General features: G+C 44.6%; 14 protein-coding genes. 12 read left to right on the plus strand and 2 right to left on the minus strand.

Features of this window, described 5'->3' with window-relative positions; all coding sequences use genetic code 11:
* The first annotated feature begins 314 nt into the window (after nt 1-314).
* The 3 genes from MKY28_RS26490 to MKY28_RS26500 all read left to right on the plus strand — a co-directional run bounded on the left by MKY28_RS26490 (nt 315) and on the right by MKY28_RS26500 (nt 5,613).
* The gene (locus tag MKY28_RS26490; RefSeq protein ID WP_340937407.1) at nt 315-2,606 is read left to right on the plus strand and encodes an S-layer homology domain-containing protein; all 2,292 of its coding nucleotides are present in this window, start codon (nt 315-317) and stop codon (nt 2,604-2,606) included.
* Nucleotides 2,607-2,797: 191 nt separating this feature from the next.
* On the plus strand, nt 2,798-4,501 hold the full coding sequence (locus MKY28_RS26495; RefSeq protein ID WP_340938052.1) for a sensor histidine kinase: 1,704 nt from the start codon (nt 2,798-2,800) through the stop codon (nt 4,499-4,501).
* Nucleotides 4,498-5,613, plus strand: coding sequence for a response regulator (locus MKY28_RS26500; RefSeq protein ID WP_340937408.1), 1,116 nt, complete (start codon nt 4,498-4,500; stop codon nt 5,611-5,613). The genes MKY28_RS26495 and MKY28_RS26500 overlap by 4 nt, the downstream gene beginning before the upstream one ends.
* Nucleotides 5,614-5,665: 52 nt before the next feature.
* On the opposite strand, the gene MKY28_RS26505 is transcribed toward MKY28_RS26500, so the two are convergent.
* On the minus strand, nt 5,666-6,292 hold the full coding sequence (locus tag MKY28_RS26505; RefSeq protein WP_340937409.1) for a hypothetical protein: 627 nt from the start codon (nt 6,290-6,292) through the stop codon (nt 5,666-5,668).
* 592 nt (nt 6,293-6,884) lie between these two features.
* On the opposite strand from MKY28_RS26505, the gene MKY28_RS26510 reads away from it, so the two are divergent.
* The 7 genes from MKY28_RS26510 to MKY28_RS26540 all read left to right on the plus strand — a co-directional run bounded on the left by MKY28_RS26510 (nt 6,885) and on the right by MKY28_RS26540 (nt 19,616).
* Nucleotides 6,885-9,008, plus strand: coding sequence for a 5'-nucleotidase C-terminal domain-containing protein (locus MKY28_RS26510; protein WP_340937410.1), 2,124 nt, complete (start codon nt 6,885-6,887; stop codon nt 9,006-9,008).
* 387 nt (nt 9,009-9,395) lie between these two features.
* Nucleotides 9,396-15,353: a DUF7601 domain-containing protein gene (locus tag MKY28_RS26515; protein WP_340937412.1), complete on the plus strand. Its 5,958-nt coding sequence runs from the start codon at nt 9,396-9,398 to the stop codon at nt 15,351-15,353.
* Between the two features lie 23 nt (nt 15,354-15,376).
* The gene (srtB, locus tag MKY28_RS26520) at nt 15,377-16,153 is read left to right on the plus strand and encodes a class B sortase (RefSeq protein WP_340937413.1); all 777 of its coding nucleotides are present in this window, start codon (nt 15,377-15,379) and stop codon (nt 16,151-16,153) included.
* 501 nt (nt 16,154-16,654) lie between these two features.
* The gene (locus MKY28_RS26525; protein WP_076217089.1) at nt 16,655-17,200 is read left to right on the plus strand and encodes a 50S ribosomal protein L25; all 546 of its coding nucleotides are present in this window, start codon (nt 16,655-16,657) and stop codon (nt 17,198-17,200) included.
* Between the two features lie 337 nt (nt 17,201-17,537).
* Nucleotides 17,538-18,155: a hypothetical protein gene (locus MKY28_RS26530; RefSeq protein WP_340937414.1), complete on the plus strand. Its 618-nt coding sequence runs from the start codon at nt 17,538-17,540 to the stop codon at nt 18,153-18,155.
* Nucleotides 18,156-18,474: 319 nt separating this feature from the next.
* The gene (locus MKY28_RS26535; protein WP_340937415.1) at nt 18,475-19,035 is read left to right on the plus strand and encodes a DUF4303 domain-containing protein; all 561 of its coding nucleotides are present in this window, start codon (nt 18,475-18,477) and stop codon (nt 19,033-19,035) included.
* Between the two features lie 242 nt (nt 19,036-19,277).
* Nucleotides 19,278-19,616 (plus strand): hypothetical protein, encoded by a 339-nt coding sequence (locus MKY28_RS26540; protein WP_051449797.1) that lies wholly within the window; start codon nt 19,278-19,280, stop codon nt 19,614-19,616.
* A gap of 84 nt (nt 19,617-19,700) precedes the next feature.
* Here the strand turns inward: MKY28_RS26540 and MKY28_RS26545 are convergent, their stop codons facing one another.
* Nucleotides 19,701-20,423 (minus strand): YheC/YheD family protein, encoded by a 723-nt coding sequence (locus MKY28_RS26545; protein ID WP_340937416.1) that lies wholly within the window; start codon nt 20,421-20,423, stop codon nt 19,701-19,703.
* Between the two features lie 458 nt (nt 20,424-20,881).
* Here MKY28_RS26545 and MKY28_RS26550 point away from each other — a divergent pair, with 458 nt between their 5' ends.
* Complete coding sequence (locus MKY28_RS26550) at nt 20,882-21,976, plus strand: bifunctional glycosyltransferase family 2/GtrA family protein (protein ID WP_340937418.1); 1,095 nt, start codon at nt 20,882-20,884, stop codon at nt 21,974-21,976.
* Nucleotides 21,976-24,267: a glycosyltransferase family 2 protein gene (locus MKY28_RS26555; protein WP_340937419.1), complete on the plus strand. Its 2,292-nt coding sequence runs from the start codon at nt 21,976-21,978 to the stop codon at nt 24,265-24,267. The genes MKY28_RS26550 and MKY28_RS26555 overlap by 1 nt, the downstream gene beginning before the upstream one ends.
* Nucleotides 24,268-24,275: the final 8 nt, after the last annotated feature.

A 24,275-nucleotide genomic window follows, 5' to 3' on the forward strand; every position in this document is an offset into this window, starting at 1 on the left:
ATTATTCTTTCATAGCCCTCTGTTAATATCCATAGAGGATGATGGATCTCGGATCTGGGTTAAAGCTTGCTCTAGCAAGGCTATCATTCTGACGTATGCCGATAGAAAATAATCAAGGATTAGTTACCTAATCAAAGGGATGAAGGAGAGGATACATATTGTTATCGTTTAATTGGAGAAAGACGGTTTATCTTGTTATAAGCTTCGTATTGTTGTTCAGCATAATCGTTCCATTCGAGGTGCGATCAGTTTATGCTGCAGATCCTTCTTCACCTGTTAAAGCGGAGAAAATAGACGCAGGAGGGAATGCTTCAATGGCGTTAAAGTCAGATGGTACCTTGGTTAGCTGGGGGCCTGGTCAACTAAACGTCCCCGTAGGCTTAAGCGATATTATGGCAATTGATGTTGGGTATTTTCATATACTTGCATTGAAGTCAGATGGCACGGTGGTCGGCTGGGGGAACAACAGCTTTGGTCAACTAAACATGCCAGCGGGCTTGAATGATGTGGTGGCAATCGCCACAGGAAGCAGCCATTCGCTTGCATTGAAGTCAGACAACACGGTGGTCGGCTGGGGTGACAATACCAACGGTCAAACCAATGTACCAGTGGTTGTAGAAGGGGTAGTGGGGATTGCTGCAGGAAACATCCATTCGCTTGCACTGAAGTCAGATGGCACAGTGGTCGCTTGGGGAGGCAACAATAGGGGTCAAACCAATGTGCCCGTAGGCTTAAACGGAGTAGTGGCGATTGCTGCAGGAGAAACTCATTCACTAGCGCTAAAGTCAAATGGCACAGTGGTTGCCTGGGGATCTAATCAGGACGGTCAAACCAATGTGCCAGCGGGCTTAGACGGAGTAGTGGCGATTGTTGCAGGAGAATATCATTCATTAGCGCTAAAGTTAGATGGCACAGTGGTTGCCTGGGGATACAATAATAGTGGTCAAACCAATATACCAGCCGACTTAGAAAGAGTAGTGGCGGTCGCTGCAGGTCATTTTCATTCGCTTGCCTTAAAGTCAGATGGTACCGTAATTACCTGGGGATCTAATCAGGATGGACAAATGAATGTACCTGGGAATGCCAATCTGAGCGGGCTTAAGCTACAGGAAGGGGATTTCACAGAATCCTTTGATCCTTCAGTCATGGACTACACGTATTATTACGACGGTCAATCGCTGTCCAGTGTAGATGTAACGCCGACACTCGAGAGCACTGACCAGACAGTTATGTATGTGAACGGTGAGCTGCTGCCGTCAGGTAGCACGAAGACGATAAACTTTGCGGGAGCAACCACGGATACGGTTATTCCTGTTCGCGTGGAGCCCTACTTGTTACCCGGTAAAACGTATACCATTACGCTGGCGATCGATTCAACGCCTCCGGAAGTGCAGTTTGGTACGAATGGTGGTGTAGTGGCAGCGAAAACTGCAGCGAGTATCGTAACGGTCAGCGACCTACAAAGCGGAATAGATGATCATTCACTGCAATATGTGTGGACGCAAAGTACCGCCGTTCCGGCAATGGGCTGGTTGCCATTTAGTGACGGCGATACGTTGAGTCAGACTAGCGGGAATGGAAGTTGGTACTTACACATTCGCGCAGTAGACAAAGTAGGGAATGTTAAGGCTGCTGTTTCGAATCCATTTCTACAGGATAACACAACGCCGGCACCAGCACCGAGCCCAATAGATCAAGGCGGTAGTTCACCTGTTGGGCCTTCGGTAACCCCATCCCGATCTAACCAGGCAGCTTTAGCTAAAATAAATGTTTATAATTCCGGAAAGACATTGGAATTATCTCCTAAGTTCACGTCGGGGACTACGACGTATACAGTAGAAACAGACGCTGCGCAGGTTGAACTGGAAGTAGCTTCAGCCCATCCCAAGGCGGTTGTGAAGCTGTTGGGAGAACGGATAAGTGAGATGACGACTGTTCCTTTGGTGATGGGTGCTAATGTATTAACCCTTACGGTTCAAGCTGAGGATGGAACGATCAAGACGTATACCGTCACCATTAACCGTATGACCCATGATGAACATCATGTTCCTTCAGCTCCGGTATGTCGGTTCACGGATATCGAGAATCACTGGGCAACATCAGATATATGCGAGGCAGCAGAATTGGGTATTGTGGAGGGGATAGATGCCTACACCTTTGTACCAAGAGGCAACGTAACAAGAACGGAGTTCGCCGTTATGCTGATGCGGACAATTCAGATCCCGATACATAACGAATCAAGTGAGGTGTCTTTCCGCGATGCAGAAAGCATCCCGGCATGGGCACACCTGACGATCCAGACAGCTGTAGCCGAGGGAATTCTGCAAGGATATCCCGATGGAACATTACGGCCGAAGCAAACGGTAAGCCGTGCAGAGATGGCTGCGATGGTCTCCAAGGCCATGAAGTGGAATGCTGATCGTACGGCTAACTCTTATTTCTCTGATAATACAAGCATTCCAACATGGGCCAAGGCATATGTCGAAGCTGCTCAGGAGCACGGACTTCTGAAAGGGCAAGCGGGTAATCGATTTGTTCCGGAGGGACGAACAACAAGAGCCGAAGCAGCGGTTGTACTCTTGCGACTTTGGAAATCTATACATTAAGCAATAAAGGACTGACCCCTGATGTCATTAGATGACAACAGGGGTCAGTTTTTGTTGAAGCCTGATAGGAGATATGCTTGTAATCCATAATTCCCTCTACTATTATGGATAGAAAAGGCATAAGGTGTCTATTTTCTTAATTTAAATATAAAGGGACCTGATGTATGAATTCCACTGTAGAACTTATCCTGATGATTGTTTCATTGATCATGACGGGTATCATCTTACTCACTGTGTACGGGTTTAGACGAGAGCGCGGAGTAATCTACCTCGTAGGTTTGATCGTATGCCGAATGATGTACTCAAGCAGTATCATTCTGGAGAGACATAGCGATGTATTTATGACTAAATTAATTTTTCGCAATATTCAGAATACGACCCAAAATGTAATGGTCCCTTTCTTGATCTTATTCGTTTATCACTTAGTCGGTCGAGACAAGCTGCTGAAGACCCAATGGAAGATCCTATTGTTTGCCGTATTTGTATCGTGGTCGTTGCTTATGTGGCTTGACCCAAACTTTCATATTATATATCTGACGATTGAGCTTTATAATGGCCACCTAGTCACAACAAAAACCCTCTATTCTAGAGCATTCAGCCTCATTTGCTATAGTGCAGTGGTTATATGCCTCTACTATTTATTTCAGTATGTAAGGAATATTAGGAGTGATTATCGTAAGCCGGGAATGTGGGTTCTCCTTCTGGCTACATTACCGTTTGTCCTGGAGATTATCAAATTTGTGAAGCCTGAGTGGTCATCATGGTTACTTCCATTAACAGTTTACTGCGGATCTACAGGGACAATTATGTTGGTGATTATTCTGAGGATTAAGTTCTTCTCTACCGTTCCGATTGCCAGGAATATTGTGCTTGATACGTTGCAGGAGAGTATTGTGATTGTGAATGGTTCGGGAAAGGTCATCGATAACAATAATCGAGCTTCACAATGGTTCTCAGAGTTGGGCTATACCAATATTTCGGGTCGGAATATATCGGAAATCCTAGCGTCCTGGCCAGAATGGTATAAGCTGAGCAAGTCTATGCAACCGGGCAGTGTAGAGATTGATAAGTGGCTGGATGGAGAAAGAAAAATATATAGTGTAAACGTATATCCATTATATACACTGGGTAAGGCACAGGGTAATATTTCTCTTATTTTTGATATTACAGAGAAACAACGGCATCTGGAGCAGATGGCACAGTTGAACCAGTTGAAGGATCAACTGTTTACAATTATATCGCATGATATTCGCAGTCCGCTAGCGCTGCAGTTTCAACTCGTGGAGTTACTGGAGGCGGACAGGCAATCCTTCGCTGCGGATCATCAGGAGATCATTGAGCAGCTGGGTGACCAGATTCGTAATACACTTGGAATGGCTAATAACTTGTTGGAGTGGTTTCGCAGTCAGGTTGAAGACATGACACTTCGTCCAGAGTTACTGGAGCTTTCGGAGGTTGTTGAGGACTGTTGTCATATGTTACACATTAAAAGTGAGAGTAAACATATCAGCGTGATGAATAAGATTGCTATAGGCACCCATGTATATGCAGACCGGGAAACAGTTGGTTTAATTATTCGTAACTTATTAACCAACGCCATCAAATTTTCCGAATTGGGTGGTTTAATCGAAGTGTACGCTCAGTTGTCAGGAGACATGGTGATCGTGTCCGTTCGTGATAACGGAGTAGGTATGGAAGAGGAGCGAGTTCGTCAGCTATTTAACGAGAAGCAACTCAACTCCATGGCGGGTACATTAGGTGAAAAAGGGGCAGGGCTTGGACTGCTCGTAAGTCGGCAGTTCGTACAACTAAGTGGTGGAGATATGTGGGCAGAAAGCACGGTGCAACAAGGAAGCGTATTTCACTTCACTTTGAGAGGCGGAACAGAGAGATGAAAGTACTCATCGTTGATGATGAGCCTGCCATGCTGTTGGCAATGAAGCGGATGTTGTCGAGTATGCAAGATGTGGAGATTGTCGGAAGCTTTCAGAATGCGGCAGAGGCACTCGATTTCGTTAAGAACAGGGAAGTGGATCTCGCATTCCTGGACATCCAGATCGCTACGGACAATGGATTAGAGCTTGCACGCAGCTTGATCTCAGTTTGTAATGATCTTGACATTGTGTTTACCACTTCGCATGCAGAATATGCGATTCACGCTTACGATGTTTATCCGTTGGACTACATGGTTAAGCCGATTTCCAGAATGCGACTGGCTCAGACGCTCACTAGGGCGGCCAGCAGACGCAGATCTTCTTCTAATCTTGCTGACGACATTGCGCCTAATCGGCTGACGGTTTATGGACTGAGTTGCTTCGAGGCTAGCAGCAAACAAGCGGGTGCAGTAAAATGGAAATCCAAAAAAAGCATGGAGCTATTTGCCTATCTGCTTGTTCATCAGGGTCGAAGTGTAGCCAAATCCCGAATCCTGGAGGATCTCTTCCCAGGGAGGCCTCTCAAGCAGGCGGAAGTGTACTTGAATACGATTGTCTATCAGCTTAGAAAGGTGTTATCCGAGCATGGGTTCAAGGAGATGATCCTATCAGCGCAAGAGCAATATCGGGTAGATTTAGATCAAGCCGATGTTGATTTTATTCGATTCGAACAGACCATGTTGGAGTTATTTGAATTCAATATAGCTAATGAAAAAGCGGCCATAGCGTTAGAGAAACAGTTCGTAGGCGAGTTGTTTGAGGGTAAATCTTTTGATTGGGCGACAGGGGAACGTGAGAGATTGTTAATTGTGTACGTTTCCTATGCCAAGCGTCTTGCAAGCTGGTTGCTGGAACGGAATCAATATAATGAAGCAGCACGCATTGCCAGAAGAATTGTATCCCGCAATGAGTTTGAGGAAGAGGCAACATTGCTGTTGTTAAGTATATTGGGAGCCATGGGAGATCGAAAATCACTACATAACCACTATGAGCAATATACACAATTACTGCTTCATGAACTTGGATTACAGCCTTCGCTGTCTATTCAACAGCAATATGAACAATATCAATGATATCCTCCTGATAAACAAAAAAGAGCCGCAAAGCATGCGGCTCTTCATTTTTTTAACGCCCGCCCGTATTGGAAGCCCAGACAGGAATCCAACTGTTCGGATAATTGCTATTGGTCAGGGTTGTGTTATAAAGAACTAAATTCCCATCACTTTGCATGACCAGTGTATCACCTGTTGTGTTAGCCGGTAAGCTGCTCCCGTGATGACCTGGAATCCATGAGGTGGTATTGGGTGACCAAGCAGCTACCTGTACAGAAGTATCGATCATCAAAACTTTATCCCATCCCCAACCGGTGTAATATTCGAATTTACCTGTAGCCGGGTTGAAACCATAACGATAACCATATTGGTAAACGTCTTGATATTTCATGCCATATTTATACATGACAGGTTTCCCGTACTGTGATTCAAAATTGAATGAAAGAGCCCCACTATTACTAGTTCCGCTACTCCAGAGAGAAGAACCATTTTGATAGATAACAAAATTCCCGTCATTTTGCCAGATGGCTGAGAACCTGCCATCTTGGGAGGTGAGATAGTCACCCTTTGCCATGCTTTGGCCGATCGTGAGCTTATCTCCAAGATAGCCAGCAGAAGCCGTTGCTGGTACGGCAAATGCAAGAATTAACAAGCAAGCCATAAGAATGCGAAAAGATCTGGGAAAAAGTCGTTTGTTCATTGGACACGCTCCTATTTTTCTTATAATGGTTAAAGTTAAATGCATAGAACAACAAATCCTTACAGCTATTGCCTGTTTCTGCGTTGTATTCAGTCAGGAGCGGTGAGGTAACACGTCCCCATCTGGTGTAAAACGAGAACTAAGATCTAAAATGCTCCCAACGGTCACCTCCTTTAATAGAAAGTGTGAAAATCTTGGATACATATTATGTAATGGGATGTGTGTGTTTTAGGAGATGGAAGCTAAGTGTTTTTTAGTAGAGGAGTTATATCATCAAGTGAAAATGCATACTTTATTTTCCATTATAGCAACAAAAAATATAAAAGCCATATTTTTCTATATGAAATTTTGAATCTATTACTTACAACCAATGCGTTATAAATTCTCGTCTCCTGGGCTAGAAAAAAACCTATTATTCGATTGAATAAATTGAAGCTAAACACTAATTTTGGTGCAGATCGAGATATAGGTATTCATCTCCTCTATCAATCTCTCAACTTTTTACACCCATTTTATATATTTAATGATTTTTATGAATTGAACTATGGTAAAATATCTCAGGATCTAAAATTGGAGAGGGGTTTTTTCATTCATGTTTTGGAAAAAAGTTTTGGGTAAAAGTACACTGCGTGTAGCTACCGCTGCACTATTACTCACGCAACTATTGGGCGCAGCAGGTTCTGTCTCTGCCGCAGGTAACGATGTCGAAGTACACTTGATTGGAATCAATGATTTCCACGGTCAATTAGATACGACATCAATCGTGGGTGATAAGAAGGCAGGAACGGCTCCAATTCTAGCAACCTATCTCAAAGAAGCTCAAGCCAAATATGAACACTCCCTACTCTTCCATAATGGGGACTCTGTTGGTGCATCTGCTCCAGCCTCATCTTTGGATCGTGACGAGCCTACCATGGAATGGATGAATATGATGGGCTTTGATGTAGGTTCCTTAGGGAATCATGAATTCGACCAAGGTGTCGCTGCTCTAAAGGCACAGATCTTTGGTGGCCTTGATCCAAAAGAAGGTAAGGTAACACATGCCGGTGCAAAATTTGATTACGTCAATGCAAACGTGATTGAAACTGCCACAGGAAAAACATTGATTAAGCCGTATGTGATTAAAGAAGTGGGCGGAGTCAAAATTGGATTTATCGGACTAGTGACGAAATCAACACCTGCCAAAGTATCTCCATCTGGGACAGCTGGCGTACGTTTCTTAAGCGCAGAAGAAGAAGTGGAAGCCGTTAATAAATATGCTAAAGAATTGCAAGACCAAGGTGTAGAAACGATCATTGTTTTGGCACATGATCCAGCAACAACCAAAGAAGGCGTAACCACTGGAGAAGCAGCTGATCTGGCAAAAGCTTTACCAGCGGACTCCCCTGTTGACGTTATCGTTGCAGGTGACAATCATGCTTTGGCTAACGGTGAAGTGAATGGAAAGTTGATCGTTCAAGCTTATTCCTATGGTACGGCGTTTGAAGATATCAAACTGATGATTGACCCTGCCACCGGGGATGTAACTGAAAAATCAGCGACTGTTACAACGACTTTCCAAGAGGGTGTAAAAGAAGACCCTGAATCTTTAGCTATTATTAAAAAATCATTAGACAAGCATCCTGAGCTGACGAAGCCAGTAGGTACAACGGATGGTTCTGTTACCCGTACAGATGCTTATAATAACGAAGCCCCTCTAGGCAACCTCATTGCAGATTCAATGCGTGAAGCAGACTTTGGGGATGAGGCAAGTGCAGCTGACTTTGCATTTATGAATCCAGGCGGTATTCGTGCGGATCTGCCACAAGGCGATGTGACCTTTGCTGATCTTGCCAAAATCCAACCGTTTGGTAATACTCTAGTAAAACTTGAGCTGACTGGCGAACAGGTTAAAACCTTGTTGCAGCAGCAATGGGGTATCAATGCTGACGGTACACCTAATACCAAAACACTCCAAATCTCTGGTTTGAAATACACTGCAGATTTCAATAAGCCGGTCGCAGAACGCGTTACAGGTCTCAGTCTTGAAGATGGAACAACGATTGATCCTGCAAAAACATATACGGCTGTAGTTAACAACTTTATGGCTGCAGGTGGAGATAACTATAAAGTGCTGCTGGATGCTAAATCATCCCTGGCAGGTCCTATCGATCTGGATGTATTCTACCAATACATCGTAGACACGTATAAAGGCGGTAGCATCGAAGCTAAAAATGAAGGACGTATCACAAACCTGGCTGCATCTACCGAGCCAACAGAAACACCTGTAACAACAGAAGTCATTTCTCGTGCTGAATTTGTAAGTGCTCTGGTCGACATGTTGAAACTTAACGAAGTAGCTACAGCACCTGCATTCAAAGATGTTGCGGCTAATGCTGCATATGCAGATGCGATTGCTGAAGCTACGCATGCTGGATTCATTCAAGGTTATGGTGGAAACTTCTATCCTGATCGGGATATCACGCGTGAAGAAGCTGCTACCATTCTTGCTAAATTGGTAAAAGATCAAGCGACTGATAAAGACGCTGCTACGATTATTGCTAGTTTCGAAGATGGTAAATCCGTGTCTGCTTATGCAATTAAACCTATGGCGAAACTGATTGACAAAGGTATTTTTGCTGGAACAGATAAAAAATCACTTCAACCTAAACAAGGTCTTACAACTAACGATGCAAAAGCATTAATTGAAAAAGCTGTTGCAGCAAAAGCTTCATAATGTAGAACTTATTCAAACTTTATATTAAAACAGAGAAACACATCCTATCGGGCGAATGAGCATTCCTCTACGGATAAACCCTCTCATCAAGTAGTTCTTTAATTGGTGGAAAGGGTTTATCCAGGAGAATGCCATATCCCAATTTAGGATGTTTTTTTTATGCTTAAAATCCACGATTCTATGGAGAAATCCATGTCTGAATTAGCTCTATGCTCTGGTTACCGCGTAGTGTTCAGAATTTGGTAAGGGCTCTAAAGTAAAATGGTAAGGCAAGCCATATGAACTTGATGAATTTTATCAGTTTCTGTTGTAAGGATGGAATGGCCAAAGGAAAGGGAAAAAGTTTCTGGTTGCTGCAAAAATTTTAGAAGTGGAGGAGATTTTCGTTTGAAACAAAAACGCAATATAGGTAAACCGTTATTGTCTTTATTTCTGGCAATGTTGCTCGTCTTGCAGACAGTGATATACTCCACCGCCGCATATGCGGAGAGTGTGCCAACCGATTCCGGAATGGAAGCGGTCATTGAATCTGACTCACCGAGTGCCGACGAACCACTTTCGGTACCTGAGGCAGTGTACGATGCACCGAATAGTTTCGTAGCGATGGCGGCAGTCCCAATGGACAAAACAGCGGTATTTATGGAATCTAATTCAACCTTTCCGCTGGAAGTGACACAGGGGAATGCTGTTATTAATCCAAACGGTATTATTCAGGGTAGACAGCCCTTTACGCTCAAATCGGAAGGTCTCAAGGTACCAGTGAATGGTGATGACCCAAATCCAACTAATGCAGATCCTGAGAAATACATCCAAAAGGGTGACTGGATCGAGCTGAAAAGAGAAGATTACTTCAAGGAAGTGGTGCTGCCAACAGCTACTAAAACCTTGAATGCACAGACGGAATCAGGTACAAAACAGCTGGGCACCGCCTATTTCACTCCAAATAGCATCAAGATTGTATTTAACGGTGAAGATAATTTTTTCAATGGTGTCGGACGAGGTATCGTCTTCAGCTTTGAATCTACTGCCAATGCAGATATAACGGGACTAGCGTATGGCGATAAAAAGCCGATCAACATCTTTGGTGGTGCATATCAGCTTGAGAACCCAGATGTTACAGCAGAGTATAATATTACTTTAAGCTCGCCTGGAATGATCAAATGGGATCAGTATAGCTATCGCGGAATTCAACCAGCACAATTTGTTGAGGGAGCTGTTACCTGGCAGTCAACCGTATCTGCGTTTGATCAGTTTGATAAAACAATCAAATTGCCACTAGACGGAAAGACATTTTGGTATAATACCAGCTCTGGAAATGCCCGCGGCACCTATATGGAGGAATCATTTAAAGTAAATGACCAAAATGTAACTCCAGTCGTTGGTCCAGACGGATCGCTGACTTACATTTTTCCACAGGGAACAGGTCTAGATCCAAAGGTTGAATATAAAACATGGATTTCAAAGGAAGCTTATTATTACGAGTATCGGAATCCGCCAGCTAATCTCGGTCGCAGCCACCGGGTTATGAATGGCAGAGTGGAACTGAGAAAAGACAATGATCTATTGGTCCATTCAGGTTTGGAGATTTCCTTTGCTCCCGACTGGATTCAAGCCAGCGCTTCGTATGACCATGCGAATGAAACCATTACATGGAAGATCGCGGTTAACCAATATAATAAAAAAGGGTTAAAGGACTTTACCATCACAAATGTATTACCGGCTGGGCTGGAATTTGAATCGGCTGCATGGCAGACATGGGTAGATGGCGCTGTATCTGAAGAAACGCCAATTACACCAGATTCGAACGGCGTTTATTCCTTCGGGGATATTAACGGAAAAGTCGAATTGTTGATTAAAAGCAAGGCAATAAGTGGTTCCAGCTTCCAAATTGACCCTCGTGCCAACTGGAATTTGGATACACCAGGTGTTATACAGAACAACGATGTAATGACGGGTAAAAGACCTATTGCGGTGACAGATGAGGCAGTCGTCAGCATTGGCGCACACACGTTTACAAAAACAGGCGCAGTATCAACCGAGGATTATAACCTGGGCAGTATCACGTGGACCGTTAATCTAGCACCACAGTATGCCTTACCTAACGCGGCAATATACGATGTCCTTGTGCATGGCGGTGACTTGAACGTCTTGGACAACGCTGTAGATGAAACCAGCGAGGTGAGTGCGGATACAATTGCGAAAATTAAAGCAAATATCACTTCTGCGCAGCTTTGGAAGCAGTACAAAGCGGGAACTATGAAGTCGAATGCAACCGGATTGACGATGAAAGCTATTCCATTAACCGTGGACGGTAAAGTGGTGGCGGATTTGATCAAGGTGACCGGATACACCGAAGAAGCGGCATCCTTCAGCTTCCGTGCACTTGAGACCAACCCGAACATTCTCTTCAGACAGGAAATTAACGCAGGGAAAATAAGCTCGAATCGGGCTTTGCTCATTGATGGCGAAACCGTAAAAGAAGCAAATAGTAGTGCCAACCTACACCTGCGTATGTTGAACAAGGATATGCTCTTTGCTTCGAGGCCATTAAAAGTAGATGGTAATTTTGAAAATGTGACGCCGAATAATGTTAGCAGTTACATTAGAGATGATAACAATGAAGCATGGACGATTTCTGGCTATGACAGGACAACCAAGACGGTCACATTCCGTTTAGGGGTTAATATGCCTGGATATAACACAGAAGAAATGGCTAAGGATGGCGGTAATCGAGTCATTAGTAATATTAAGCTAGTGGATACACTTCCCGAAGGGTGGGAATTTGTTCCTTTCTCTGAAACTAAGGATTTTGAGCTTTGGAAAGGAATTTCGAACAATGGTTCAGGCAATGAATATGGTGTTAGAAACGATGCTAGAACTCTAATTGAACCAGGTACTAGTTCTCATGTAGTCCATTTTTCACACATTGGAAACGAGGGTACCTTCACCTTCTCTAAGTTGGAAAGTCCTTATATCATTCTGGTGAAGGCAAGACCTTCCAATGATGCTCTGCAGAAGTATTTAGAGGAATACACTATCAACGGCACAGACAAGCAGGTGCTGTATAACAAAGCCGACCTCCATATGACATGGGGTGGAGTGGAGAAGGTTGTCACCGAACAGCGCAAAGTTATTGTACCTATTCAGACCCTTGGAAAGTCGGTAACTAAGCCAGTTCCAGGAGTGCTGGAATGGACGGTGAACTATACCCCGCCATTTAACATGAAGCAGGGTGTTTATTTGCAGGATACCTTGGGTGCAGGCATGAATTTGCGTTATGAAGAAAACGGAAAGCTTGTGCTGACATCACCTAGTATGGCAGTCTATCCTGCTAAATTGACTGCAAGCGGCACTCTGGAACGAGATGGCGTAGCACTGGACCTAAGCGACCCGAATGCTGAAGTTCAAGTAGAAGTTGCACCGGGCGTAGAAGGTACTACGGTTCTAACATTTAAAATGGACGACCCTAATCAGTTTTACCAGTTTGTGTACCAAACAGAAGTTGATCCATCTAAAGCGAAAGCTGGAGACACAATGGGCAACGAGGTAAAACTGGAGGGCGATGACAATCTGAAATCTGTCAGTGCCAGAAGCGAAAGTACGCTGGACAGTTCGGACGTGGCTGGCAGTTCAAGTTCCAATGCTCTGTTGCCTCTGAAAAAGGTAGATCCCAATGGCAATCCGCTAAAAGACGTAGAGTTTACACTCTATAAGAAAGACGGCGGAACTATAATCACCAAAGGAAAAACCGATAGCGGAGGGAAACTTAATCTGCTATTCCCTGATCCAGGGTATTATGAGCTGAAAGAAACTTATATTGACACCAATACTTGGCTACCAACTACAAGAGTATACCAAGTATATGTAGGGAATACGCCAGGGAAGCCCATTTGGGTTGACGGGGTGAAATTAACCTCTGATAATCCACTGATCGTGCCTACACCGGCCCAAGGCAAGCTGACCATTACCAATAAGGTGGAAGGCAACGGCAGTGATCCGGACAAAGAGTTCGAGTACACCGTGACCATCACCGGCGAAGGTAAGGACAGAGAGTATACCTATAAGAAGTCGGATGATACGTTTGGCACGATCAAGAGCGGAGGCAAGATTACCCTTAAGCACGGGGAATCTGTGACGTTCCCAGCCTTGCCTGCGGATCTGGTCTATACCGTAACCGAGGCTGATTATACATCCGTTGATGGTTATACGACGACACCGGGTACGAGGGAGCTGTCTGGCTCAATCGTGAATAAAGGTGATCACAAGGCGGACTTCATCAATGAACGGACCGTTAACAAGCTGACCATCAGCAATACGGTCATGGGCAACGGGGGCGATAAAACGAAGGAGTTCGAGTACACCGTCAACTTTGAGGATACAGGCAAAGAGGAAAGTTACTCTTACTTGAAGACGGACGGCAGCACAGGTTCGATCAAGTCCGGCGGTAAATTCCGCCTTAAGGATGGAGAGGCACTGGATATTTTGGGTCTGCCTAAGAATCTGAAATACACAGTTACCCAACAAGATTACACAACCGATGAATACATGACTACTCCTGAAGAACGGTACTATACCGGGGTCATGAAAGGCATTGATGAAGATGCCCCATTCACGAACGTGCGAGTCTTGAAGGGCGGCCTATTAATCAGCAACACAGTTAAAGGCAAAGATGAAGACAAGAAGAAGCTGTTTAAGTACACGGTTGCCTTCACCGGCGAGGGATCGGACGAATCCTACGTCTATGAGAAATCAGACGGCAGCAAGGGTATGATCAAGAGCGGTGAGAGCTTTGAGCTTACAGATGGCCAGACGCTCATTGTCCAAGGGCTTCCAACCAATCTTCAGTACAAAGTGACCCAAGATGATTATACGGAAGATGGCTATGTGACTGATCCAGAGAGTCTCATTCACATGGGCACTATTCCAGAGAAAAAATTATCTGAAGCACATTTTGCCAATACCCAACCGTATCTGGAAGGCGTGTTGCGTAACAATAACACAGGAGAAGTCATTCCGAATGCACCGATTACGGTAACTGATCTGAAGACAGGCGAAGAGATTCAGATGCAGACGAACGAGAAGGGTGAATATTCAATTCCAGCCGTAGCGGATACCGATTATACGATCAGATATACGAAATTGTATCGGGTAGGCGGTAAGGATGTACCTGTTGAATTTACGCAGAAAGCAAAAGTGAACAGCAGTGTAACGGACGAGACTGTTCCAGCGGACATTACGGCCGTGGGGATCATTCTGTTCAAACAACTGGATGGAACAACAGTGCTATTCAATGATTTGTTGACTAGCCAGATGCATATCTATTTGAAAGACAAGGATGGCATTTATGTTAAGGAAAACGGCCAACCTAAAGCATTTCCTATGGCTTCGAATGGAACGTTCTCTGTGGAAGGGCTAAGCGAGCAGAAGTACACAATGGAAGTTCGCTATCAAGCTGAGACCGGCGAGGAATTGCTCCTCAAAGTGGCGCAACTTGACGTTAAAGCTAACGGAGAGCTGAATATTTCAGAGGAGTTAGTCGACCCTTACGGTACGGTCTATGATGAAACGACAGGAGATGCCGTCACTGGCAAGAAAATTGATGGAGCCAAAGTTACACTGTATTATGCGGATACGCAGCGGAATAGAGATAACGGCCGCATTCCGGGTACGAAAGTAACGCTTCCAAAGGTTCCAAATTTCCCGCCGTACGACAACGAGAGCCCGGAGCAGAGTAGTGATGCAGATGGCTTCTATGCGTACATGGTGTTTCCTGAAGCGGATTACTATCTGATCGTAACGAAAGACGGATACGAAACGCACACAAGTAGTACCATTTCAGTCGATTTTGACATTGTCAGGTACGATGTGCCAATGAAGCCAATTAGTTCTGGTGGCGGCAATGGCGGCAATGGTAACAACGGAGGCGGCACCGTAACGCCTGGTCCAGGCACCGTAACGCCAGATCCGGGCACGGTAACGCCAGATCCAGGCACCGTAACGCCTGACCCAGGCACGGTAACGCCAGATCCAGGTACCGTAACGCCAGATCCAGGCACCGTAACGCCTGACCCAGGCACGGTAACGCCAGATCCAGGCACAGTAACGCCAGATCCAGGCACCGTAACGCCTGAACCAGGCACGGTAACGCCAGATCCGGGCACTGTAACGCCTGAACCAGGCAATGGTAACGATCAGCTTAAGAACGATAGCAACGAGTTGGACGATGCTCCGAAAACTGGAGATAACAGCGTATCGCCATTCTTGTATATGATTTTGGCGCTGATGTCCTTAATGACGATCGGTTTCTGTCTGCTCGGGTACAAGAAGAAAAAGCACATCCAGTAATGGAAGGGAAGGCGGTAAGAAAAATGAGCAAAACTAAAAAAATTCTTATCGCTGTTTCCTTGCTTGTGTTGGTATTTTCACTTGTCAGTCTTGCGAGGACTTTCTTGCGAGACTATGCCGAGAAGCAGAAAATCGAAGAGTTAACAAAGGTTTGGAAAGAAGGATCAGAACAAGGTGGAGGGGATGCAATCCCCTCCCTTTTGTTCAATAAAGGCAATGAGCCGGTTATGCTTCCCGAATTTCGAGATCTTTACGAGAGGAACTCAGACATCGTCGGCTGGCTGAAGATTGACGGTACCCGAATTGAGTACCCGGTCATGCAGAGCCCACAGGATTCGGAGTACTATCTCAATCATGATTTTGATAAAAAAGAAAACCAAGGCGGTCTTCCTTTTTTGGACGAGTCTATTACGACCAACCATTCGGACATTTTGCTGATTCATGGACATCACATGAAAAGTGGTTGGATGTTTAAAGATTTAATGAAGTACAAGGGTGAGAGCTTTTATAAAGAGCATGAGACGTTCCAGTTCAGCACGCTTTACGAAAAGGAAGAGTATGAGATTGTTGCCGTTATTCTGTCAAAAGTTTATCGCAAATCGGACGACGTGTTTAAATACTACCAGATTGAGAATGTAAATACGCCCGCCGAGTTCGATTCATATGTTCAGAATATCAAAAAACTCTCTCTTTATGACACAGGTGTAACAGCACAGTATGGTGACAAGCTTATTGTGCTGTCCACATGCGAGTATTCGACCGAAAACGGTAGGTTAGCGGTGGTGGCCCGAAAGCTTTAATTGACGATTCTGAAACACAAATCAATCTGCTTTATTTCGCGTTCTCTCCTTAGAGGACGCGATTTTTCTTGTCCCCGAAATAAGGTGCTCATGGACATGTGGATTGAGGAATTACGCAGAATGATAAATTCTGACGAATCCAACGAGTATCGAGGATGTATACATTTGAGATGAGGACATGAAGGCCACTCCATCGTTGGGGTGGTCTCTATGCTGATCAACGACGCAGACTGGAAGGAGACGCTTTTGATCATATTATGGGGTTAAATCGACAAATCTATGTTTCTATGATAGGGTTGAATCATCCCATAGGCATTCTACTCTTCGGAGTAGAGTGCCTTCATGTATATTATGGGTGCTTACATTAAATGTATTTTAAAATCAATTGGATCGTATATGGAGGTGGTGATGCTATGTTTCTCTCTTTAGCCCCAACAGGGGATGGTTGGATGAGTATGAAAAATGTGAAAATATCATTTAATAAAGAGGAGCGAACATAGCATGACTACTAGTTTTCAAGCGGAGAACCGCATTCCATTAAATACATCCCGACTTAGGGATTTACGTAAATCCGGGCGTTTGCCAGGTATTGTTTTTGGCAAAAATACGGAGAATGAAATGATTCATATTCCAACAATACAATTTCAAAAATGGTTGAAGCAGGGTACGTCTGGTTTTATCGAACTGCAGTTTGAAGAGAAAGGCTCATTGACTGTATTGTTGGAAGATCTCCAGCGTGATCCAGTTACACGGGATTTACTTCATGTGGATTTTCAGCAGGTGCAGACCAATGAGATCCTGCGTACTAAAATTCCTGTGAAGTTCAACGGCACACCGATCGGTACAAAACAGGGTGGAGTCGTGCAAGTTCAATTATCTTCTATTGAAGTGGAGGCATTGCCGAGACACTTGCCAACGTCGATTGAATTTGACATTAGTGCTATGGAACTTGGAGAAACGCTACATGTAAGTGATGCAACGTTTGCTCCAGATGTGACGGTGATCTCTGAGGGGAATGAGTCTCTACTCTCTGTAGTTAAACCTTAACAATTCCAAATTTTTTAAAGCTGAATAAGTCAAAATTAGCCGTACGGGTGATAATCCGTACGGCTAATTTGTGCTGATTACGAGATGTTGGCGTGCTCCCATCCTTACAAGGCGGGTAGTCTGGAATTCACCTCACGTATGTCTTTTGCTCGCATACAGGCGCAATGATCCTGATATTTCGCTACCTTTTCAAAGTTCATACGCAAAATTCAGGTGTAAAGTAGGTAGACTCAGGAAAGGTAATCACTATAATGGAAATAAGATACATATATAGTTGAATCCGAACTGCTAAGGTCAATGGCATAACATTTCTAAACAGGGCGGTGAGCGAAAAGAAATGGACAAATTAAAGAATAGCGGATTCTATAAACTGAGATTCTTCATCACTCCTAAAGAGTTTAAAAGCCTTTTGCAGCTTTTGGAGCATCGGCAAGCGCAATTCTATCGTACCAATTTTGCCCGAACAGAGCATGATTATAATCAGGTGTACGAGGAGTATCAGACGTTCTATCAGTATTTTGTGGCAGGAGAAAAGAGAGATGACATCCATCCCTTCTTTGTTTACTCTATTTCTATTGCATCAGATCAAGAAAGTTCAGGATTTTTTGTGAGAAATGAAGAGGTTTCTTTTCCATATCACGGACAATGGGCAGAGGATGAACTGCCGTGTATCTTGATTTCATTTCCGAAAGGTTTCCAAGTTAATTTGGAAGATGAAAAAGGAAAGTACTATATATATGAGGATATCCGGGACCATAAGCCGCTGACCTATGCGTTTTTCGATGAAATAAGAGACTCTATCAAAAAAATGACCAAACCCCTTCGCTTCTCAGCCCTTGATGCAGATGCGATGAAGGAGCAAAAGCCCTCTGTGCGTATAAGCCATGATGCAATGCACGACTTGAGCCAATCGTGGATATTCAGTAAATATGGACTTGTGATTCACGGCAAATAGGAGGGGGACGAAATGATGTTCGCCCTAAAGCTTATCTGTACCTGGGTACTGCTAGTCGCCTCATGTTCCGCAGTATGGTGGAGTTTCAGAACAGAAAAGCTTATAACCATCTCATGGCTGGCATTTTTGCTACCGGCTGTCTTCCAGCTTGTTACGGCTTTCCGGATTGGTCCAGGCCAAGCAAAGTCACTCATCGTGTTTGGCTGCATCAATCTAGTGTTTGCTGCCCTTGTGGGTGCAGGTGTCTGGTATCTAGTCCAAATAGCCAATTCATATCGAAGGGGCAAATGATCAACGAATGGAAAGGGGAACTCTATTCATGAAGCCAATGCAAGAAATAGAGACACTGGCCATAGAGATCGCTGCTGCCGCCAGAACGTCTTTTTGTACTCTTTTTGAAAATGGTGAACGTTACTATTATTGTACGTTATACACGACTGGCGAAGGACATGCGCCAAGCATCTCTGCATGGTCGTGGGAAGCTTTGGCGTTGGAATCGGCTAGGCAAGCAGAGGAAAGTGATACACCTGTATCCACGATTGCGGATCTCATCAAATGGTCGTATGCGGATTCCCCCTATTGTTGTTTTGGGGATGATCACTTTGACGGTGTCAAACAACGATATAACGAGCGTCCTTTCATTGTGGAACTGGAGAATGATGATTGGAATCGCGAGTTGGATGTGAGGTTGAACGCCATGGAGCTGGCGATGAAAATGCTCGATGATGAAGGCGTATTTGCCTTAAATCAACCGCGAGAGTCCGTATGTGTCCTTGTTGAAGTCATGCCACCAGATGAGATCAATACTGAAATCGCCTTACGTTTGAATCGGGCAGAATCTCCGGCTATGCAAGCATGGTTGGCGGAGGCGGCAGAATAGAAGCATCTGCAATGGGGAGTTTTGATCGTCTATGATGTACCGTTTCGACTCAATTGGCTCAATAAGATGATAGTGACAGTAGGACTATAATTCTCGAACCACCTTTGTACAGTAAAGGGTGGTTCTTTTTTGTGTCTGCGACCCTCGGACAAACACACTTTTTCTGCCTTGTCCACATTTATACCTCACCAAAACTATTTAATTGCATCTAATAGATTATCAATAAAAAGGAGGTTTTGAGAATGGGAAATAGAAGACCTGGAGCACCTAGTGGTTATGACCCTGTTCAGATCTATAACTCGACTTCGTTTAATGCGAGTGGAGTAGTGGAGTATGCATCGATTTTTTGTAGCAACGATAGATATAGTGTTCAGCGTGACGAGACTTGGAGATCATCCGACCGTGGTGTGTGCCTGGTAACTAGAATCACCGCGACGGTTAGAACACCGAGTGGAAATATTGAGGCTGAACCGTATACCTCTTCTGGTACTTCGTACAGCCAGTTCGCCATTATACAGGTAGGAGTAAATCAGTTCCGAGTGACACGTGTTACAAGTGCGATTAGAAAATGCCGGAAATAACCGAAGAGGGTTAATATCAAGAACAGGTACTAAACAGGAAGAGACGACTGGCCATGAGTAAAAGGCTGGTCGTCTTCTTTTGCTTTAATGTTCTTTGTACCATAATATTCTGCGGTGCATCGAGGAATCTTTCAAAAGTCGGAAAGGCCGTAAGGCTGGTTGATAATTGCCTTCGATAATCCAAATTCGCCGTTTCTTGTCGATGGCTATATCGAATCCAACTTGTCTAAGCATAGGGTAATGCTCTCCCAATCGTTTGGCAGCTAATCGTGCAACTTGTTCCGCTCTGACAAGTAAGCGCCGATCTCCAATTCGAGCTAGTCTCAGTGCTTTAAGAACTGGAATGGGGCGGTTATTCACATTGGTGACTTGGTATCCTTGTGCAGCGACTTTAGCATAGGAACCGGTCACGTTCCAAGTGGACGAGGAATCCTTTTTGCGCTGAACCATGATCCGAATGTCGAACGGCCTGTATTTAATTTGAGCAAGCTGCAGACGCTTTTGGACAATATATTCATCACTTTTGATTGTTTGTTCGAACCATTCGAGTAACTGCTCGTTGTCTCTCATGGTGACTGTGTTATTTTCATTTTGAATACGATAAGCATTTGCACCGCTTCGTTTAATGAACAGGATACCCCTTCCGTAACTGCCATTACGAGGTTTCAGTACAACGCTGGGATACTGAAGAAGCATCTTTGTTAGCGTATCCTTCTCAAGCAACTGTGTTTCTGGCAACCGTTCAGCGAGAGAGGGCTCATCGCGCAGAATGCCATACTGCAACCATTTGTCTCTTTCGAATAACATTGGAATCACAGCCTTTTTTTCAATCGTCTACGGTAATTCTAATTCAAATTCGTGATCCGCATAAGTGGCCATTCGTCCAGATTTGTAAGTTGATGCATGTCCAATTGGTCGATGGAGACAGAAGATGAACTTTTGCGAGAAATGACTGCATTCTGGGGAGGTGTTCATTCACGCTTCGAGTGGCTTCTGGATACGAAGGTTCACTTCTATCACCACCGTGGATAACGGCATGCCATGCTGATGCACGTACTGAAACGAGAGCCAAATGTGTAATGGATTGAGCAGTGTTAGACTAACCCTATACTAGTATTTTTCGCCTATAAACTAGCTTATAAAAGAGTGCAACTTTTTTACCAATATATATACAAGTTATTCGTTTACTGTATGCCTTTTCGATGTTATACTCACAATATTCAAAAAAGAATTTGTGAAAATATGTCGAATTGAGGCTTATCAGGATGATTATAGGTAGACAAAACGGCGAAACGATCATCCTCATTCCATCGCTTGAACCGGATGAGAGACTTCCAGCCTATGTACGGCAATTGCGAGAGTATGGATTTACTAATATTGTTATTGTAGACGACGGATCTGGTGAGGCTTACCAGTCGATTTTCGAGGAGCTTCGCGAGAACGGTTGTGCTCTGCTGACACATGCGGAAAATCAGGGGAAGGGTGCGGCACTCAAGACCGGATTTGAGTATATTGGGAAGCAATTCGACGTATCTTCCTTCGTCGTAACCGCTGATTCAGACGGACAACACGCAGCTGAGGATGTATACCGCATAGCCCAGGAAGCAAGGATTTATCCGGACTCATTGGTGCTCGGGGTAAGGAACTTCAGCGAGGGGAATATACCCCCAAAGTCCCTGTTAGGCAATCGAATGACCTCCTTTATTTTTGCCATGCTGTATGGTAAAAAACTGTCAGATACCCAGACTGGGCTTCGTGCCTTCGGTCCAGGGTTACTTGCGTTTATGCAGGATGTTCGCGGCACTCGATTTGAATATGAGCTACAAATGCTAATCTCGTGCATTCAGTCTGGCATACCGATTCATACGATGCCAATCCAAGTCATTTATGAGAATGGCAATGCAGGCACTCATTTTAAAGCGATCCAGGATAGTGCTCGGGTCATGGGGGTGTTGTTCTCCAATTTCCTGCGGTTCATTTCATCATCGGTGGCCAGTTCTGTTGTGGATTTAGGCATCGCCTGGTTTTTGATCGACGCGTTGCGGCCCGTGTTGGGTGAGCAGCACTATTTAAGAATTCTGCTTGCAACCGTGATTGCGAGAGTTATTTCCATTGTGGTCAACTATGTACTGAACAGACACTTTGTATTCCGCAAGGAGGATAGCCAGGGCAGTCTATGGCGCTATCTAACGTTATGCGGAGTAGTGATCTTGCTGTCCAGTACCGGTGTATATATATTCCATACCGTTCTCTTCGTAGATGAGAAATTGGCGAAATTCGTCTGTGATGCCTTGCTGTTCCTGCTCAGTTTCCAATTGCAGCGAAGATGGGTATTTGCAGCAAGGAGGAAGCAGTTGTAGTGCAAAACGAAAAAAGGCAGAATATCTTTTTTGTCATCACGATGATCCTGATGTCGATTTATTTGGTATGGCGTACGTTCTTTACGTTGCCATGGGGTGAGGGCGTTCTGAACGTCATTTTTGGTATGCTGTTGATTGTTGCTGAAACGGTCACCGTACTGACAACCTTTGAATTATTCTTTCAAAAAATGCAAAAAGAACGTACACAGCTCGACTTTCCCATCGTTCCGCCGGAGTATTATCCGGATGTGGATGTATTTATTGCTACGCATAATGAGCCTGTTGATCTGTTATATAAAACCGTTAATGCCTGTACGTTCATGGATTACCCAGACAAGCAGAAGGTTCATATCTATCTCTGTGACGATGGAGCAAGACCTGAGGTGGAGGAGCTTGCCAGACAGTTTGGCGTGGGGTATCTGGGGTTCCCCGGAAACAAGGATGCCAAGTCTGGTAATCTGAACAATGCATTGAGCAAAAGCTCTTCGCCGCTCATTGCAACGTTTGATGCCGATATGATTCCACAACACACCTTTTTGATGAAAACGGTACCCTATTTCATGCTCTCCACGTTTATTAAGGAGAATGAGGTATGGCGTCCTCGCCGAGAGGACGAGATGGACCCTAAGTTCAAGCTTGGTCTGGTACAGACCCCGCAAAGCTTCTACAATCCGGATCTATTCCAGTTTAACCTGTATGCAGAGCAAGGTATTCCGAATGAACAGGATTTCTTCTCCAGAGAAGTGAACATCCTGCGTAATGCCTCCAATGCGGTAGCCTATACAGGAAGTAATACGATCATTTCGCGGCAGGGCATGGAAGACATCGGAGGTTTTCCACTCAATACAATCACCGAGGACTTTGAGACAAGCATCCGCTTGCAGCAGGAAGGTTATATTACCTATGCGACTCAAGAGGTTCAAGCTGCCGGGCAGACAACAACAACAGTGAAGAGCATGATTAAACAACGGATTCGTTGGGCACGGGGTATCATTCAGAGCCTGCAGAATACGCGTGCACCCTTATCTGGCAAGCTTCCTTTCTGGACGAGAGTGACCTACTTAAGCAGTTTCTTATACTGGTGGTCCTTCTTTAATCGGTTGATTTTCATTTTGGCACCTATTTTGTTTGCGTTATTTGACTTCCAGATTGTGAACACAACCTTCTGGCAAATCTTAATATTCTGGCTTCCATCTTATTTCTTCTATAGTGTATCCATGCGATATCTGTCCAGTAATATTCGGAATCAGCGATGGAGTCAGGTTATCGATACCATATTTATGCCTTATCTGATCTGGCCGGTTCTCCTGGAGACGCTGGGTATTCGTGAGAAAAAATTCAAGGTTACCAACAAAAGCAGAGCAAGCGGTCGACAATGGATGTCTGCTCTGTTATATGCACTTCCGCATATCTTCTTGCTGTTGCTTTCCATTGCAGCCGTGATTCGGTATGTGAATGGCAAGTACGGCATTGCGCTGTTCTTCAGCAGTATCATTATTTTCTGGCTGATTCATAACATGATTGCGCTGTGTTATGCCCTGTTCTTCATGATCGGCCGCCGTGCGTATCGGGAGACAGAACGGATTCGGGCGCAGGAAGATGTCACGATTCACGACCAAGCCAACAATCTGCGTTATCAGGCCAAGACGGTGGATGTATCTGAGCAAGGTATTGCCTTCTATGTCCCATATCCCATTTATTTGGCTGAGCAGAAGATCATCTCTTTGGTTGTCAAAACCGACCGGTATGAGGCCAATCTCGATGCAGTCATCGTTTATGTGAAACAGGATGGAGAGGGCTGGCGTTACTCCGCAACGGTTCAGCCGATTGATGAGAATGATAACCGCCAATACATGCAAATCATCTACGACCGTAAACACTCGTTGCCAGAGCAGATGAATCTGTGGGATACGGCTTATGACGATATGTTACGTAATGTGAAAAAACGGATTGTTCAACCCAGATCGGATCAGCGAAAAATGCCGCGGCTTTCCCTTCAGCTTCCAGTTCATTTCACCAATGATGCTAGCTGTACGCTGCGCAGCTTCAATTATCGTTTCTTCTCCGCGACGGGTTTCCATGGTGATATTGCGGCAGGAGCGGTCGTTACTTTTTATACGAAGAGTAATATTGAAGTCATTTTGCAACATACGGGAAAAACGACAGCTCGTGAGCGCGAAGTGCTTCTCTCGGTGGAGAATATCGATGATATTGTGGAGAAGGGCCTGATCGACCAATTGTTGACTGATTTGATTGAGCCACATTCCGATCGTTCCACCAGAGAGGGTTAGGAGAGATA

Origin of the sequence: Paenibacillus sp. FSL R5-0473 (genome assembly GCF_038004565.1) — a bacterium.
Classification (GTDB): domain Bacteria; phylum Bacillota; class Bacilli; order Paenibacillales; family Paenibacillaceae; genus Paenibacillus; species Paenibacillus amylolyticus.